11 protein-coding genes are annotated in these 16,217 nt (G+C 71.9%); 3 read left to right on the top strand and 8 right to left on the bottom strand.

Annotation, left to right across the window (positions count from 1 at the left end; all coding sequences use genetic code 11):
* Positions 1-134: 134 nt before the first annotated feature.
* Positions 135-2,501 carry an ABC transporter permease gene (locus Sri02f_RS22210; RefSeq protein ID WP_109003049.1) on the bottom strand — a complete coding sequence of 789 codons (2,367 nt, stop codon included), beginning with the start codon at positions 2,499-2,501 and terminating at the stop codon, positions 135-137.
* The gene (locus tag Sri02f_RS22205) at positions 2,498-3,190 is read right to left on the bottom strand and encodes an ABC transporter ATP-binding protein (RefSeq protein WP_109003048.1); all 693 of its coding nucleotides are present in this window, start codon (positions 3,188-3,190) and stop codon (positions 2,498-2,500) included. The genes Sri02f_RS22210 and Sri02f_RS22205 overlap by 4 nt, the downstream gene beginning before the upstream one ends.
* A 202-nt stretch (positions 3,191-3,392) precedes the next feature.
* Here Sri02f_RS22205 and Sri02f_RS22195 point away from each other — a divergent pair, with 202 nt between their 5' ends.
* Both Sri02f_RS22195 and Sri02f_RS22190 read left to right on the top strand, forming a co-directional pair.
* Positions 3,393-4,631, top strand: a complete 1,239-nt coding sequence (locus tag Sri02f_RS22195) for a sensor histidine kinase (RefSeq protein ID WP_109003046.1) — start codon at positions 3,393-3,395, stop codon at positions 4,629-4,631.
* Entirely contained in the window at positions 4,628-5,344 is a 717-nt protein-coding gene (locus Sri02f_RS22190; protein ID WP_109003045.1) for a response regulator, read from the top strand. The genes Sri02f_RS22195 and Sri02f_RS22190 overlap by 4 nt, the downstream gene beginning before the upstream one ends.
* A gap of 28 nt (positions 5,345-5,372) precedes the next feature.
* Here the strand turns inward: Sri02f_RS22190 and Sri02f_RS22185 are convergent, their stop codons facing one another.
* From Sri02f_RS22185 to Sri02f_RS22170, 4 genes are all read right to left on the bottom strand, one after another.
* Positions 5,373-8,429: a Tn3 family transposase gene (locus Sri02f_RS22185; RefSeq protein ID WP_218029889.1), complete on the bottom strand. Its 3,057-nt coding sequence runs from the start codon at positions 8,427-8,429 to the stop codon at positions 5,373-5,375.
* A gap of 25 nt (positions 8,430-8,454) precedes the next feature.
* On the bottom strand, positions 8,455-9,021 hold the full coding sequence (locus Sri02f_RS22180; RefSeq protein ID WP_245970723.1) for a helix-turn-helix domain-containing protein: 567 nt from the start codon (positions 9,019-9,021) through the stop codon (positions 8,455-8,457).
* Between the two features lie 221 nt (positions 9,022-9,242).
* Entirely contained in the window at positions 9,243-10,745 is a 1,503-nt protein-coding gene (locus Sri02f_RS22175; protein ID WP_245970722.1) for a M23 family metallopeptidase, read from the bottom strand.
* 277 nt (positions 10,746-11,022) lie between these two features.
* Positions 11,023-12,006, bottom strand: a complete 984-nt coding sequence (locus Sri02f_RS22170) for an esterase/lipase family protein (protein ID WP_109003043.1) — start codon at positions 12,004-12,006, stop codon at positions 11,023-11,025.
* A gap of 507 nt (positions 12,007-12,513) precedes the next feature.
* Between Sri02f_RS22170 and icmB the strand changes: the two genes are divergently transcribed.
* A complete protein-coding gene (gene icmB / locus Sri02f_RS22165; protein WP_109003042.1) occupies positions 12,514-12,930 on the top strand; it encodes a coenzyme B12-dependent isobutyryl CoA mutase small subunit in 417 nt (138 codons plus the stop codon).
* Positions 12,931-13,071: 141 nt separating this feature from the next.
* Here icmB and Sri02f_RS22160 read toward each other — a convergent pair whose 3' ends face one another.
* On the bottom strand, positions 13,072-14,709 hold the full coding sequence (locus Sri02f_RS22160) for a DUF5691 domain-containing protein (RefSeq protein WP_109003217.1): 1,638 nt from the start codon (positions 14,707-14,709) through the stop codon (positions 13,072-13,074).
* Positions 14,710-14,831: 122 nt separating this feature from the next.
* Positions 14,832-16,193, bottom strand: coding sequence for an SWIM zinc finger family protein (locus Sri02f_RS22155; RefSeq protein ID WP_109003041.1), 1,362 nt, complete (start codon positions 16,191-16,193; stop codon positions 14,832-14,834).
* Positions 16,194-16,217: the final 24 nt, after the last annotated feature.

The following is a 16,217-nucleotide window of genomic DNA, read 5'->3' as shown; positions in this document are numbered from 1 at the left end:
TTTCCCGACACTTGCAGCGCGGCGCTTCGGCAGGTGGCAGCCAACGCTAGGCATCGTCGCAACCTAGAGCATCGGGTGCTGTCCGCGTGTTCCTCGCGGACAGCAGCCCAGCACTTTTGTTTCGAGCTCCGGTTCTATTCGGTGCGTAGGGCGGTGGCAGTGCGGGTCCGGGCGGCCCATCCCGCGGGCAGGAGGGCACCCAGGACGGCGATGAGCAGACCGCCGAGTCCGAGCAGGACCAGTTCGGTCGGGTGATAGACGTCGATAACCGAGGCGGGCATGTTGATTCCTGCGCTGTGGCCCATGGCGGGCACGATCGTCGCCTGCAGGGCCGCCCCGACGGGAACGCCGGTGGCGCCGCCGGTCAGGCCGATCACCACGACGGACGCGATGACCATGGTGACGGCCTGTCGAGGTGTCATGCCCAGCGCCTTGTGGACGCCGAGGTCGTGGACGCGTTCGCGGGTGTCGAGCACGACCGCGTTCAGCACGCCCAGCCCGGCGGTGGCGACGAGCATCAGTGTGAGGATGGCGGTCAGCGCGTCCAAGGCGAGGATCACATCGCTGTTGCCCTGGAACTGGTCGCTTTGGGCGCTGACGCCCAAAGGCCGTAGCGCGGTGTCGAGTTTGTGGATGTAGCCGCGCACCTCCGTGCCGGGCTTGACGGCGATGGAGTAGGTGTCAGGGTGCAGGTTCGGCTCCGCGGCGGCGAGCGTCCCGGCGTCGGTGAGGACCTCCATGGTCTGAGTGTGGGGGTCGAAGACCTCGCCGACGATACGGACCGGGACCGCCTTGCCGTAGTCCTCCAGCGTGACGGTGTCCCCGACGCGGGTGCCCGTGGCGGTCAGGAACGTGGTGGGCACGACTGCCTGGCCGGGACCGTGGAACCAGCTTCCCGAGATCATCCGGTAGCCGGCCCAGGAGGCGTTTCCGGTGAAGGCGAAGACGGTGGTGGAACCGGTCACGCCCGCGACGCTCACCTCTGTCTCGGCGGTGCCGTAGTAGGCCCGGGTCCCGGTCTGCGCGTTGACCGCCGCAGTGATGGCGGCGGGATCGGCTGAGGTCGGCGTCCGCGGTCCCCGGTTGCGAGCGACGCGTCCATGCCCGGACTGCGGGGCGAACGTGGGGACGATGACATCGGCGTTGTCGTGGTTCTTCGCGGCCTGCACCTGGGCCAAAGAAGCGCCTACACCGATGGCGAATGTGGCGGCGGTGGCGCCAAACACGATCGCTGCGACCATCGCGGCGGTGCGTGCGGGGCGGGCGAAGGGGTGGGCGAGGCCGAGGCTGACCGGCCGGGGCAGCGGGAGCCGTGCTGCCAGCCGGGCTGCCCGCTGGCCGCGGCCGGGGCGCGGGGTGCGCCCGACGGCGAGCGCATCGACGGTGCGCAACCGGCCCGCCCGAAGGGCGGCCGCCCAGGCGGTCACGGCCGTCAGGCCGAGTGCTCCGGCGATCACCGCGACATCGACCTGGGGGGCAACGCCCGAGGTGTTCGTGCCGTAGAGCTGGTTGGTCGTGGAGAGCACCGGGATGGCGAGGGCGTTGCCTGCGACGACCCCGATCACGGTGCCGACCGCCGCGGGGACCAGGGCCTGGCCCATGTAGGCCCGTACGACCTGGGCCGGGGTGAATCCGATGGCCTTGAGGATGCCGATCCGTCGCGTACTGACACCGACCGCGCCGGCGACGACGTTGCCGACGATGAGTACCGACATGACCACGCCCAGGACGCCGAACGCGATGAGGAACGGTATGAACAGTGCGGTGTTGCGGTCGGTGCCCAGTTTGACGTTGAGCCAGGACTGCGCCCCGGTCAGCGCCCCTGCGGGGACCGCCGCGGATATCGCGGCGCGGTCGGCAGCGATCTGCGCGGTGGTGCCGGCCGCGGCGAAGCGGTACAGCATCTGGTATCGGCGTGGCGCGCCGGGTGCTGTCAGTGCGGTGATCTCGGACGGTGTCACCCAGCCGTCGGCGGTGCTGCTGACCGACCGGGCGACGCCGACCACGGTGAGCGTCGGGCTGCCGGGAAGGCCGAGAACCCGGAGGGTCGAGCCCAGGGGGATGCCGGCGGACACGATCTCGCCGGGGCCGGTCACCCACCTGCCCGCGGTCAGCGTGACGTCGTCGACGGGTCCGCCGGGACCGGCGCGACCGACGACCGTCATCGGCGGCAGGTCCACGCCGGGCGGCAGGGCGGTGCCGGCGCCGCTGTGCGCGCTGATCGTCGCAGTCGGGAACGGCCCCGACGCGGCGGCGACGCCGGCCACGTGCGCGGTTGCCGACAACTGGGCGGTCGTGGTCCTGCCCGCGTCGAACTGCGCGGTCAGATGCGCTCCGTGCTGCCCGGCGAAGGCGTGGTCGAACGGAGCGGCGGAGGCCACGAGCAGCGACCCGCCCAGCACGGACGCGGTCACCGCCATCATGGCGGCCAACCCGGTCACCACCGTCTGGACCCGGCGGCGGCCCACGCCCGCACGCACCACCTTCCCCAGCGTGCTCATCGGTCCGCCCCCACGTGCGAGTCGGCGGCGATCCGGCCGTCGACGAGCTGGATCGTGCGCGTCGCGCAGGACTGCGCCAATGCCACATCGTGGGTGACCAGGACGATGGTCTGGCCGTCGGCGTGCAGGTCGCCCAGCAGGTCCTTGACGTCCTCACCGGAGGCGGTGTCCAGCGCGCCGGTCGGCTCGTCGGCCAGCAGTAGCGCCGGACGGTTCATCAGAGCCCTGGCCACCGCGACCCGCTGCCGCTCACCGCCGGACAGCCGGCCCGGGTAGGCATGGGCGTGGCGGTCGATGCCGAGCGCTTCGAGCAGTTCCGCCGCGCGTCGGCGCGCCTCGCCGCGCGCCAGGCCGGCCAGTTGCGCCGGCAGCACCACGTTGTCGACGACGGTCAGGTCGTCGAGGAGGTTGAAGAACTGGAAGACCATCCCGATGCTGGCCCGTCGGTAGCGTGCCGAGGCGGCCTCGCCGAGCTCGTCGACCCGTACACCGGCCACGGTGACGGTCCCCGCGCTCGGCCGGTCAAGCCCGGCGAGCAGGTTGAGCAGGGTGGACTTGCCGCTACCGGAGGGCCCGAGGACCGCGACCGCCTCACCGGGCGCAACGGTGAGCGACACCTCGGCGAGCGCGGGCGGATCGTCGTCGTATCGGCGGCTCACATCGCGCAGTTCGATCAACGGTGTGGTCATGGTCGTCTCCCTGAATGGCCCTGAATGGCCTGGTCGACGCTAGGTGCGCCGCCGGGCACGGTGCGTCCGCCGCAGGAGGCATTCCCGGTACCGCTCCGGGACGAGGCTGACCGCTGTCATCCCTGCGATGTAGTCCACGGATGTATCCCGCCTGATCACCAGGTGGATGCCGCAAGGCCGCGGCGGCGGCGAGAATGAGCGGATGGTGAACGTGCCGATCACGGACCGACTGCGCGAACTGGCCGGGCAGATGGCGCGCCCGACCGGTCAGCTGCCACGGCCCACCCCGCGCAGCCGGGCATTCGACGTAGCGTTGGCGCTGATCCTCGCCGCCGACGGCATCCGCTACGTCACGATCATGAACAACGGGGCCGGGCCGGTTGACTGGACCGGCGCGGTGCTCCTCGTGCCGCTCGTCTCGGCGCCCCTGGCGCTGCGCCGCCGGTTTCCGCTGGCAGTGCTGTGGACCGTGACGGCCGCGACTCCGCTGATCATGCGCGACTCGGGGGACATCGCCTTCTACGCCGGCGTCGTCTGCCTCGTCGCCGTCTACAGCGCTGCGGCCTACTGCTCCCACCCGGTGCCGACGCTGGTGAGCCTGCCGGTGGCGGCCGTGGTACTGGTGGTCCTGTTCACCAACGCGAAGCTGCCCCAATTCCGGAACGGTGTCGTCGCGGTCCTGGTCCTGATCCCGGTGTTCGCAGCGGCCTACGAGGTCCGCATGTGGCGGCGCAGGGTCGACGCGGGACGCGCACGGCTGTCCACGCTGGAGCGCGAACAGGTCGAGGCGCTGAGCCGGGCGGTCGAGCTGGAACGCGCCCGCATCGCCCGCGAGTTGCACGACGTGGTGACGCACAACGTCAGCGTGATGGTCATCCAGGCTGGCGCCGCCCGCAAGATCATGGACGCCGACCCCGACCAGGCCCGCGAGGCGCTGCTCGCGGTCGAGACCGGCGGCCGGGCAGCGATGAGCGAGCTGCGCCAGGTCATGGGGCTGCTCATGACGGACGCCGAAGGACCGGACGGGGACCCGTCGGCGGATCTCGCCCCGCAGCCGGGCCTCAACCGCCTGGAGACCTTGGTCGCAGGGGTGCGGCAGTCCGGAATGGCGGTCGAGTTGACCGTGACGGGGCAGCCGCGCCCTGTCCCGCCCGGTGTCGAACTCGCTGCCTACCGGGTCGTGCAGGAGGCGCTGACGAACACCGTCAAGCACGCCAGTGGCGCGTCCGCGGAAGTGATCGTCGAATACGCCGCCGACCAACTGCGCGTGGAGGTCGCTGACACCGGTGGCCGCCCGAGCGCCTCCGCGTCCACCGGCAACGGGCGCGGACTGGTCGGCCTGCGCGAGCGCCTCGCCGTCTACGGTGGGACCCTGCACACCGGCCCCAGATCCCGCGGCGGCTTCCGCGTCACCGCACTGGTACCCCTGGAGACATCATGACTGAGCCGCTGCGCGTGGTGGTCGCTGACGACCAGGCGCTGGTGCGTACCGGCTTCAAGATGATCCTGGCGTCCGAGGGCATCAAGGTGGTCGGAGAGGCCAACAACGGCGTTGAGGCCGTCGACGCGGTCCGGCGCACCCTGCCCGACGTGGTTCTGATGGATATCCGCATGCCGGAGATGGACGGCCTGGAGGCCACCCGGCGCATTCTCACCGGCTCCAGCGGCGAGGGTGCCGATGGCCCGCGCGTGATCATCCTGACCACCTTCGACCTCGACCGTTTCGTCTACGCCGCCCTGTCCGCAGGGGCCAGCGGCTTCCTCCTCAAGGACGTCAGCCCCGAACACCTCACCGCCGCCGTCCGCATGGTGCGCACCGGCGACGCGCTGCTGGCCCCCGCCATCACCCGCCGCCTGGTCGAGCGGTTCGCCCGCCGCGACTCCGCCACCGCGGCGATCCACCGAGACCTGGCCGCGCTGACCCCGCGCGAACTCGAAGTCATGCGCCTACTGGCCCAGGGGCTGAGCAACGCCGAGCTTGCCGCCCGCCTCCGCCTCTCCCAGGCGACCGTCAAGACCCACGTCGCCCGCATCCTCGCCAAGCTCGGACTCCGCGATCGCGCCCAGGTGGTCGTCGTCGCCTATGAAACGGGCCTGGTCAGCGTCGGCGGAACCGAGGCCGCTTCGCGGCCCGCCGGTCAGCAGCGCGTGTGACCAGCCACTTCACGGCGTCCGAATACCCTCAGGGCAGGGGCAACATGCCCTGACGATCCTCAACCGGCTCTCTGCCGTCCGTCTCTTCCGCAGCACGGGGTCCGGGCACCGTGGTCGCAGCAAGGCTCAGGCGGACGGCCATGTCGAGGTTCACCTCGCCGTACGGGCGCACATGGGACCAGAACAGCGGGGTCAGGCCGCGCCGGTCGGCCGGGGTGAGGAGGTCGGCCCACTCCGGTTCGCCGAGGATGTCCTGGAGCATCCGGGTGTTCACGTAGACCAGGGCCGATTGCAGAATCCGCAGGCACAGCACGAACATCTCCTGCTCGTCGCGCCGGTTCGAGGCGATCTCCCCGCCCTTGCCGTAGGCGATCACGGAGTTCGCGCCGTTGGAGGACTCCATCACGTTCAGGCCCTCCTCGATCTCCCGCTGGAGGTCCCGAAGCCGCAGGTACCGGGCCACGAAGATGGTCTTCTGCGCGCGGCCGACCTCCAGCATCGCCGCGTAGGTGGGGTGGGATGCGTTGCGGGTGAAGCGCCGCAGGATCGCCTCGGTGGACGCGGTACGGGTCCGGATCGCGGTGGCGTACTTGATCATCTGGTCGTACTGCTGGGCGATGAGCTCCCAGCGGATCGGGCGGGTCAGCGCCGGAGCCAGCTGCGGGTAGGCGTCCGGTTCGCCGGCCACCGGCCGGTACAGCTTCACCTTGTTGATCCGCTTGATACGCGGCAGCAGGTCGAAGTTCAGCAGCCGCGTGATTCCGAACCCGATTTCCGACTGGCCGTGCGAGTCCGTGTAGTTGGCCTCGACGTCCATGGTGGTGCCGTGCCGCATCGCGCCCTCGATCATCGCGGCGACCTCGGAGGCGGTGCAGTTGATCAGCTGGGAGTGGATGGCCAGGGACTTCTTCTCCACGTGCCAGTAGATGAGCACCCCACGGCCGCCGTAGCGCGAGTGCCACTCCGTGAAGAGGTTCTGGTCGTACGCACGCACGTGGGTGGAGTCGGAGGCGACCGCGGTCGAGCCCTGGCCCCACAGCTCGGTGCTGCGGGCGGAGAAGGTGGCGTTCGCGATCTGGATGGCGATGGCGCGAGCGGCCTCCGCCGACAGGTAGCGGCGGCGTACGTACCGCAGTTCGTCCTCGGTGTGGCCGTGGCCGCCGGACGCCACGGCCTTGATCCCGGTGTTCGTGCCGTACGCGTAGATGACCAGCAGCAGGCGTTCGGCCAGCACTTCCGGCGAGAGGCTGCCGCCGCCGGAGACGGAGGTGACCGCGTCCAGGCATCCGGTCCGCAGCACCGCTTCCTTCAGCATGTCGACGAGCGGCACGATGCCCCAACGCCTCTGTACCTCGGCCTTGATCCTGCGCAGGTTGCGCGGCTCGGGCTGGGCCTCGGCCGCCGTCAGCCGGATCGCGCCGGACTTGCGCTCGGCGATGTCCAGCCAGGACAGCTTCGGCATCTTGTCGTTGAGCAGGGTCAGTTCGGCCGTCATCTGCTCGCGCAGCTCGTCGACGAACACCGCGGCGTCCAGCGGCTTGCGCAGCTCCCGGTAGTTCTCCGCCCGCCTGGCCTCGAAGTCCTGCGGCAGGTCCTCGTCCGGGTTGCGCCACTTGTCGGCGCCGACCACCCAGATCTCCTTGCACTTGAGCTGATCGCGCAGGGCCTGGAAGGCAACGACCTCGTAGACCATGCGCACCACCCGGCGCCGGCCCCGCTTGTCGGTGCGGTGCACGACCTCCGCCCAGTCCCCGCCCATCGCCTTGTGGACCGGCACCGTCTCGCCCAGCGGGTAGTACGTCGTGTTCCCCGCGTTCGCGTACCGCGCCACCAGCGCCAACGCCTCGATCACGGGCCGGTGGGCATGGTTGGAGGAACGGAACTCCAGCACGTCCAGCAGCTTGATCAGCCCGCGCCGGTAGTGGTTGGTGTACGACGCCTTCAGCGTCGTCTGCACCGTCCGCCGGTAGACCGGCCCCCGGGTCTTGAACTCGTGCACCAGCTCCCGCAGCGTCGCCTCGCCCCCGGACACCGCCGGGAACACGACCTGGCGGACCGTCCCCTCCGGGGCGCCGAGCGAAGCCCCGGCGAGCCTGAAGAGAATGTTCTCCTTGCCCGACACCTTCTTGAACGCGTTGATCAGCTGCTCGGTGACCTTCTTCTCCGCCCGCGCCCCGATCCGGTGCACGGTAGAGATCAGCAGCTCCACCAGCGTGTCCGTGATCTCCCGCTCCCGCTCGTGCAGCAGCGCGGCCAGCAAGGTCACCCGCAGCGGTACCGGGTGCGTCCGCAGGTGGGAAGGCGACTCGACCGCGGCCCGCGCCTGCCAGCCAGCCACGACCTTCGGCGCGACGTCGATGAACAGATCCTGTGGCAGGCCGATCGCCCGCACCGCCAGGAGCTTGTCGATCTCGGTGAGCATCGTCTCCAGGCTCACGTTGCCCGGCGCTTCCTTGACCTTCGCCAGCACCGGCGGTGCGTCCTCACCCTCCGCGCCGCCGCCCGCGGTTCCGTCGTCGTCCTGGTCGGCGCCGGCCGCCAGAGCCACGATCCGCTCGATGCTCTCCGCGGTCAGCCGAGAGGAGATCAGGGCCGTCAGCGACTCCTCGGCCGCCCGCAGAGCAGCCGCCACGATCCGGTCGCACCGGCCCGGCGTGGGCGGCTCAATGCTCTCTGTGCGACAGCGCGCCAGCAGTTCCACCCGGACCTGCTCGGGCCTGCGTTCCTTGTGCGCGACGCGCTCGGCCAGATACGCCGTCAGCTTCTCCGCGTCCGCCACGCTGCACTCACGGAAGCCGAGGTGGCCCCGGACCTGCGCCCGGTGGTACTCGACCGTGCGGCCCGTCCAGTCGTAGGACTCCAGCTCCGAGGCGGGAACCTGCACCTGCCGGGCGACGAACTCCACGGCCTCACCGGGCAGCTCTGCCCGGTTCCGGGGAAACCGGCCGTACTGCGTATAGAACTTCAGCAACACGGCGAAGCCCAGTCGCGTCGCACCGCGCTTGCCGGACACAAGTCCCTGCTCGTCGTTCAGCAGCGTCCAGTGCTCGACCAGCTCATCCAGGTCCAACGGGGTACGGGCCACGATCGTCGATCGTCCTCGCGGGGCTTCACACACCGCAGCCGTACGGCGCCGGACTCACCCACACGGGTGACGCCCGCGCAAGATCACCGCCGTTTGCGGCTGGTGACACGGTTCTTACTGGCACCCCGAGTTCGGCGAACCACCGCTCGACCTGGTTGAAGGTTTCCGTGCGCCAGGGCTGCAGCCCGAAGGCCCGCCAGATCCGCAGCACGCTCGTCGGTGAGATCCCCACCCGCCGGGCCAATTCCCGCTTCGACCAGTGGGTGGCGCCGTCGGGCGCCTCTTCCAGCGTGCGCACCGCCACCTCTTCCATCTGGGCGTCGGTGATGGTGCGGGGCACGCCGGGACGCGGCTCGTCGGACAGGCCGTCGAGACGGCGTTGCAGGAATGTGGTCCGCCACCGGCTCACGGTCCCGCGATCGGTGTCCAGCCGCGCGGCCACCGCGGTGTTGTTCAGCCCGTCCGCGCAGGCCAGCACGATCCGTGCCCGCTTGGCCAGACCCTGCGCGGTGGTCCGCCGTTTGGCCCACCCCTGCAACACCAGCCGCTCGTCCTCGGACAACACCAGCGGTTGCAGCCTGCTGTCCCCCATTCCTCCAGCAGACCGCAGCCACCAGCCGCTGTCACCGCCCGAGCCGAAATCTGAAACGAACCGCGACTCACGTGGTGAGACGTGAACTCAAGACCAGATCACTAGCGGACGAGCAGCAGCGCGTGCAACGACGCGCCCCCGCCTGGACGGTGGGGGCGCGGTGGCGTGGTGGGGCGGTGGGTGGGGCCGGGAGCGCGAAGGGCGCGGTTACGGGCAGGCGCTCACGTCGGGTTGAGTCCGTGGCTGCGCAGCCACGGCAGCGGGTCGATCGCGGAGCCGCCGGCCGGCCGGACCTCGAAGTGCAGGTGCGGGCCGGTGGAGTTGCCCGAGTTCCCGGAGTACGCGATGGGATCGCCGGCTTTGACGCTCGTGCCGGAGGGCACCCGGTAGCTGGAGAGGTGGCAGTACCAGGTCTCCGTGCCGTCCTTCGCGGTGAGGATCAGCATGTTGCCGTAGGCGCTGTTCCACTGCGTCCGTACGGTGCCGTCGGTCGCCGCCATCACGGTGGTGCCGTAGGACACCGGGAAGTCGATGCCGGTGTGCTGGGACATCCAGTTGATGCCGGCCTGGCCGAAGTAGGCGCTGAGGCCGTGCTGCGCGACCGGGAGGGCGTACTTGGGGCGCAGCCGCTCCTTGCGGGCCGCCTCGGCGGCGGCCTTCTTCTGCTCGGCCTCCTGCTGCGCCTTGAGGTCGATACGTTCCTGCGTGCGGCTGGCCCGGTCGGCGAAGTCGTCGGCCCCGGCGCTGAGGGTCTCCAGCTGGCTGTCCAGCTTGTTGTTGGCGGCGGACGGCTTCACGGGCTGCGCGTCCGCGGCGGAGGCCGTGGTCTCCTTGCCCTCGCCGCCGGTCAGCGAGCCGACCGAGGCCGCGGCGATCCCGGCGACGCCCATCACGCAGACCGAGGGCACGGCAACCGTCAGCAGCGCGGAGCGCTTGGCGGGCATCCGGCGGCGGGAGCGGGTCGCGTTGCGGGCGGCCGCACGGCCGAGGGGTGCGGGGGCCGTCTCCTCCTGGTCGTCGAGGAGGGCGGGGGCGTCGTCGGGCAGTTCGCCGTCGTCGCCGGGCTCGCCGTGCGCGACCTGTTCGAAGGTGGCGGTGGCCTGCTGGTCGAACGGGACCTCTGCGGGTTGCTGTTCGTAGGCGTCTGCGGCTCCGTCGGCACTGGTGTTCTCACCGGTGTTCTCGCCGCCGTCGGAGTTCCATTGCGTGGCGTCGTACGCGCCGGTGTCGAATACCTGCGTGCCCCATTCCCATTGCTGGGTCCGGTCGGCGGGGTTCGCGGACTGGTCGGGCTGCAGCCAGGCGCTCGCGTCCCACTGGCCGCTGACGTCCGGCGCCGTCGCCTGCTGGGGCACGGCGGACAGGTGCTGGTGCTCGCCGGACCAGGCGGTCGCGTCATAGACGCCGGTGTCGTAGGCGGCGTGGTGCTGGGCGGCGTAACCGTCGTAGTTCAGCGTCTGGTGACTGCCCGTGTCCATGGCCTGGTGGGTGCCCGCGTGCCACCGCGTGCCGTCGTATGCGCCGGTGGCGGGGGCCGTGCCGTCGCCCGGAAGCTCACCGAAGAGGGGGTCGGCCGCGAGATGGCCGCCGGAATGCGTCCCGGCCTCGAAGGCGCCGGTCTCGTAGCCGTGGAACGTGGTGAAGCCGTCGTACTGGGCTTCCTGGGTGCCGTGCGACGCGTAGGGCGCCGAAGCGGCGTCGGAAGCCGGTGCCGGGGTGGTCATGACTCCCGACGGGTGACGGTCGTTCACCAACTTCTCTTTCGCCGACGACAGGGGCTGCCAGAGCAGTGCGGCGACTGTACCCGGCAGTACGCGGGCACGACAATCTTCTGCAGGTTTCGCGCCCGAAGGAAAAGGGCATTCGGCCGTGTTTCGGGGGCGAGGGGCGCGAGTTTGGCCCTAGGTTCGAATAGCGTTCGATGATGCAGGGGTGCCGGGGGAGCGTCGTTGTGGCGCTGGAGGCGCACCCGGGGGGCGGGTGAGCGCTTTCGGGACGCCGTCAGGCCACCGTGAGGCCGCCGCTCCGGGGGGCGGTTCCGGCGACGTCGGCCGGGGTCCCCGCGCGTTCGGTGTCCAGGGCCTGCCGGATGCCGGTCGCGACGGCGGGGTGGACGGGCAGCGCGAGGTGGCCGATGCCGGTCACCCGGACGTTCTGGGCCAGCAGGTCCGGATGGTCGACGCAGGCCGACTCCAGCGGGTCCATCAGATGGTCGAGATCGCTCCAGAAGCTGACGAAGTGCGTACGGCAGCCCGGCGCGGGCCGGGCCAGTTCCTCGATCAGCTCCGAGCCGGGGCGCATCTGGCGCACGATCGGGTGCGCGTTCGCCAGCGGCGCCACCCGGGTCCCGGAGTGCGGGGTGCCCAGCGTCACCAGCGTCCGCACCCGGGCGTCGCCCGCGAGCCGCTGTACGTAGTAGCGGGCTATCAGACCGCCCAGGCTGTGCCCGACCACGTCGACCTGCTGACTGCCGGTGCGCTCGCAGATCTCCTCTATGTGCCGGCCGAGGAGCTCGGCCGCGGTCCGTATGTCGCACGTCAGGGGCGAGTAGTTCAGCGACTCCACCCGGTGCCTGCCGTGCTGGGCCAGGCTGCGGCGCAGCAGGACGAACACGGAACGGTTGTCGATGAAGCCGTGCAGCAGCACCACCGGGGGCGCGGCCTGCGCGGGCAGGCGCGTCGGCTCTCCGGCGGACGCCGGTCCGGGGAGGTCGGGACGGACCGGGCAGCGGCGCTCCTGTGCGATCCCGGAGGGGTACAGGAGCAGATGCCCGGCGAGGATCGCGAGGTCCAGGGCGGTCGCCTTGAGGAGGGCCACGGAGAAACCGGCCAGCCTGCTCGGCAGGCTCGGGAGATTCGGCAGACCCGGAAGGCTGGGGAAGCTCGGGAAGGCCGGGAAGACGGGAAGGCCGGGAAGGTTCGGCATGTCCGGCAGCAGACGCTGACACAACGGAAGAATGGGCTGCAAGGCCCGGGTGACCTTCATGGCCGACCTCCTGTCGGCACGCTGAGGACTTCTCTGTCCCCCGTGTGCCCTCGTGGAAGTCGCGGTCGAGGAGGTCGATCGGGCACGACAGGGTGTGTGACGAGTGAGGCCTGCGGCGTGGGGGGTGTACGGCTCTCATGACACCCGGTCGCACCGATCGACGTGACGGGATCCCTGCCGGTACTGGCGATGAGGCTCCCGCTGTCGTGCCTTACCTGCCCTACATGACCATCGTGCCTGCCGATCCGCCGTACCGCCACGCGGCGCTGTCCGCGGCGCTCGGCGGTACCGCGACCTCGACGCGGCTCCCGGTGCGACTGCTCCCCCGTGGGCTGGGGGGAGCGGTGCGCGGTGAACGTGTCCCTCCCGTGTGATTTCCCCCTCGGCCCGCATCGCGAAACTGCCGGTTGGGGGATGTCGGCGATAACGTGCGTTCACTTCCCGGGCCGTCTGGCACGCGGTGTGCGGGCGGTGGACGATGGACGCAGTCGCTTCATGGAGGCAGTGATGGGTGTGGCAGGCGGTCCGATCCGCGTGGTGGTGGCCAAGCCGGGGCTCGACGGCCACGACCGCGGGGCCAAGGTGATCGCGCGCGCGTTGCGCGACGCCGGCATGGAGGTCATCTACACCGGGCTGCACCAGACGCCCGAGCAGGTGGTCGGCACCGCGATCCAGGAGGACGCGGACGCGATCGGTCTGTCCATACTGTCCGGGGCGCACAACACGCTCTTCGCCGCGGTGATCGAGCTGCTGAAGGAGCGCGAGGCCGAGGACATCGTGGTCTTCGGCGGCGGGATCATCCCGGAGGCGGACATCGCGCCGCTGAAGGAGAAGGGGGTCGCGGAGATCTTCACTCCGGGGACGACCACCGCGTCCATCGTCGAGTGGGTACGGGCCAACGTGCGCCAGCCCGCGGGAGCCTGACAGGGGCCACGGCTGCGGGGGCTCCGCGACGGCCTTCGGGCTCCGTGACCGCATCCGCGCTCCGTGACCGCATTCGGGTTCCTGATCCTGGCTTCCTCTCCGGGCCGAAGGGCGGGGCCTTGGGCCGAAGGGCGGCGCCTTCTACTGAGCGCCGCACGGCGCGGAGGCACGGATCTCCAGTTCCGCCGTCATCGCCGCTCTCAGCCGTAGCGTCCTGCACAGGCGTTGGAAGGCTTCCGCCCAGTAGCCGCCCGCGCCGGGGGAGGCGTCTTCCGGTTCGTCCGGCACGGCCAGGAGGGCGTCGAGCCGGGCCGCCTCCGAAGGGTCGAGACAGCGTTCGGCGAGGCCCATCACACCGCTGAAACTCCAGGGGTAACTGCCCGCGTCCCGCGCGATGTTGAGCGCGTCCACCACGGCTCCGCCGAGCGGCGCGGCCCACGGCACGGCACAGATCCCGAGGAGCTGGAACGCCTCCGACAGGCCGTGCGCCGCGATGAATCCGGCGACCCATTCGGCCCGTTCGGCCGCCCCCAGGGTTCCCAGCAGTTTCGCCCGTTCGGCGAGCGAGACCGCGCCCGGCCCGCCCGCTCCGGGCGCCGACGGCGGCCCGAGCAGCGCCCGCGCCCAGTCCGCGTCCCGCTGTCGCACCGCGGCCCGGCACCAGGCCGCGTGCAGCTCGCCCAGCCAGTCGTCGGCCACCGGCAACGCGACGATCTGCTCCGGTGTCCGGCCGCCCAGCCGTGCCGGCCAACCGGCGAGCGGGGCCGCCTCCACCAGCTGGCCGAGCCACCAGGACCGTTCGCCCCGGCCGGACGGCGGCTTGGGCGACACCCCGTCCCGTTCCATGGCGGCGTCGCACTCGTGGGGCGCCTCCACCAGGAGCGTGGGCGTGTCCAGGGTGTGGTCGACGGCCACGCAGGCGCCGGCCCGGACCGCCATCCGCGCGGCGAGCGCCGACTGCGGCAGCGCCGACAGCAACTCCGCCGCCGTGGCCCGCACATTGCGGCTCCGATCGGCCAGCGCCTGCTCCAGGAACGGCTCGTCCCGCGGGCCGAGGCCGGTGCGCAGCGAGTCGAGGAACATCAGCCGGTCCTCGGCGCGTTCCGTCGGCCAGGTGGCCTTGAGCAGTTCGCGCGCCGCGTCCGGGTCACGGGAGCGGATCGCCGCGAGGAGCGAGACGCGCTCGGCGAACAGGCCCTCCTGCCACAGCTGTTCGACGCGCAGGGTCTCCTCCGGGCCCGGCAGCGCCATGCCGCTCCCGGGGCTCGCGCGCAGGGCGAACCGCCAGTCCGGGTTGAGCCGGGCCAGCCACAACGCGCGCGGGCCCGCGAACCGCAGAGCCGCCGGACGCAGGTCCGTCCGCGCGCGTGCCGCGTCGAGCAGCGCGGGGAGGGATTCGGGAGGCGCGGCGAACCCCCGGTCGTTCACCGACGCCAGCCACTGGGGCAGCAGTTCTATGAGGTCCGGGGAGGTCCCCCTTCGGCCGCCCTGCGCGGTGCCGGGGCGGTCGGCCAGGAGCAGGGCGAGCCTGCGGGCCGCGGCGGCGGGCAGTGGGGGACGCGGGTCCTCGGGGGCCGGTCGCGGGCGCGGCGCCGCGGGGCCGGGACGCAGGCCGGCCCGTCGGCGGACGGTCTCCGCGGCCGCGGCGTCCAGCAGGGCCGACGGCGCGCTCCGGCCGGGGGGCGTGCCCGGGGGCGTACGGCGGTCGGTGCCCAGGAGGGCCGCGGTGACCAGGTCCTCCCAGGTCGGCGACCGGGGGAGGGACGAGCCGGCGTTCATGAGGCTCCCTTCTGTTGCCGTGAGCGCTGCTGTCGCCGTGATGGTGGTCGTGGCCGTGATGGTGATGGTGGCCTTGGCCGTCGCCGTGGTCGGTGTCGTCGGTGCGGTCGTGTCGGGGCGTTTCAGCACAGGCGCACCGCGCTTCCGGGGCCCGTCGGCCAGGCCGTCAGAGGGGTGAAGCCGCGGTGGCCGCACTCGCCGAAGACCTTGACGGGGGCGCCGCCCGAGAGGGCGACGAGGCGCCACAGGCCGGGGCGGGAGAGCACGGCGGGAGTGAGGGGCAGTGCCGTGTCGCCGACGGCGTCGGCCAGTTGCCAGGAGTCGCCGTCCGGGACCGGTATGACGTCGTCCAGCGTCACCGGCACGGACTCCCGCCACGGGTCCTCCCGCAGGGCCTCGCCGTACCGGGCGGTCGCCTCGGCCGTAGTGATGCCCGGGGGCCGGGCGCCGGAGGGCGCGGGCGGTGCGAACTGCTCGCCGAGGGACGCACGCGGGCCGCCCGCCCCCGGGTGGGCGGACAGCTCGGCGTCCAGGACGAGACCCACGGGCAGGGTGAGTTCGGGGGCGCGGCCCGCGGCGCCGTAGGACAGGAGGAGCGCCGTGCGGCCCGAGCCGGCGCCGTACAGCCAGATGCGGCGGGTCGTCAGTTTCGGGTCGGTCCTGTCGTACTGGGCGAGGACCAGCCAGTCGTCCCGGACGGGCGGCCCTTGCGGGGACGAGGGCAGACCGACGCGGGTGCGGACCGTCGCCGCCAGGGCCTCCGGCAGCCGCTCGCGGTGCAGCCAGCCCTGGTCCAGGAGATGGAGCAGCGCGCACTCCTCCAGCAGCCGCACCGGCCAGCCCGGCCCGGAGGCCGGAACGGCCCCCAACTCCCTTGTCCGCGAGGCGAGCCCGGGGGCCTGCGCGTCGACCATGCGGGCGGCCGTCTCCTCCCACAGCCCGTACCCCGCCTGCTCGGCCGTGGCCAGGCCCGACCGCAGCAGATCGGCGAGGCGCTCCTCCAGGTCCGTGGCCCCCGCGGTGATCCGCTCGGCGCGGCGCTCCGCTCGGCGGCGCGCCCCCTCCGGGTCGGCGGGGCCGGGCACGGAACCCGCCGGGTCCGCCTCGCGTTTCTCCTGTGCGCGCCTGCGGCCGGCGAGCCACTGCTCGGCCCAGTCCGGCGCCTGTCCGGCGGGCACCGATCCCTCCCCGGCCGACCAGAGCAGCAGCAGCCCGAGCGCGTGCTTGCACGGAAACTTACGGCTCGGGCAACTGCACTTGTACGCCGGGCCGGCGGCGCCGGAGCCGCCCACGACGTCGACGACCGTCCGGTACGGCGCGCTGCCGCTGCCCTTGCACAGCCCCCACACCGCCCCCTCCTGCGACGTGCCCGTCCCGGACCACGGCCCGGCCGCGCCGAGTTTGCTCCCCGCTTTGCGTGACGCGGAGTCAGGCGCCAGTGCCAGCACCTGGTCCACGCTCCAGCGCACCCCCTGCTGAGTCATGTCATCGAAGGTAGATCCCCCCAC

This window comes from Streptomyces rishiriensis, assembly GCF_003112535.1.
Classification (GTDB): domain Bacteria; phylum Actinomycetota; class Actinomycetes; order Streptomycetales; family Streptomycetaceae; genus Streptomyces; species Streptomyces rishiriensis.
This window is presented reverse-complemented; position numbering and strand designations above follow the sequence as displayed.

What these genes read in the sequence shown, in the direction of transcription:
- Sri02f_RS22210 (WP_109003049.1), bottom strand. Translation starts at nt 2,501, where the DNA reads ATGAGCACGCTGGGGAAGGTGGTGCGTGCGGGCGTGGGCCGCCGCCGG.
- Sri02f_RS22205 (WP_109003048.1), bottom strand. Translation starts at nt 3,190, where the DNA reads ATGACCACACCGTTGATCGAACTGCGCGATGTGAGCCGCCGATACGAC.
- Sri02f_RS22195 (WP_109003046.1), top strand. Translation starts at nt 3,393, where the DNA reads ATGGTGAACGTGCCGATCACGGACCGACTGCGCGAACTGGCCGGGCAG.
- Sri02f_RS22190 (WP_109003045.1), top strand. Translation starts at nt 4,628, where the DNA reads ATGACTGAGCCGCTGCGCGTGGTGGTCGCTGACGACCAGGCGCTGGTG.
- Sri02f_RS22180 (WP_245970723.1), bottom strand. Translation starts at nt 9,021, where the DNA reads ATGGGGGACAGCAGGCTGCAACCGCTGGTGTTGTCCGAGGACGAGCGG.
- Sri02f_RS22175 (WP_245970722.1), bottom strand. Translation starts at nt 10,745, where the DNA reads ATGACCACCCCGGCACCGGCTTCCGACGCCGCTTCGGCGCCCTACGCG.
- Sri02f_RS22170 (WP_109003043.1), bottom strand. Translation starts at nt 12,006, where the DNA reads ATGAAGGTCACCCGGGCCTTGCAGCCCATTCTTCCGTTGTGTCAGCGT.
- icmB (WP_109003042.1), top strand. Translation starts at nt 12,514, where the DNA reads ATGGGTGTGGCAGGCGGTCCGATCCGCGTGGTGGTGGCCAAGCCGGGG.
- Sri02f_RS22160 (WP_109003217.1), bottom strand. Translation starts at nt 14,709, where the DNA reads ATGAACGCCGGCTCGTCCCTCCCCCGGTCGCCGACCTGGGAGGACCTG.
- Sri02f_RS22155 (WP_109003041.1), bottom strand. Translation starts at nt 16,193, where the DNA reads ATGACTCAGCAGGGGGTGCGCTGGAGCGTGGACCAGGTGCTGGCACTG.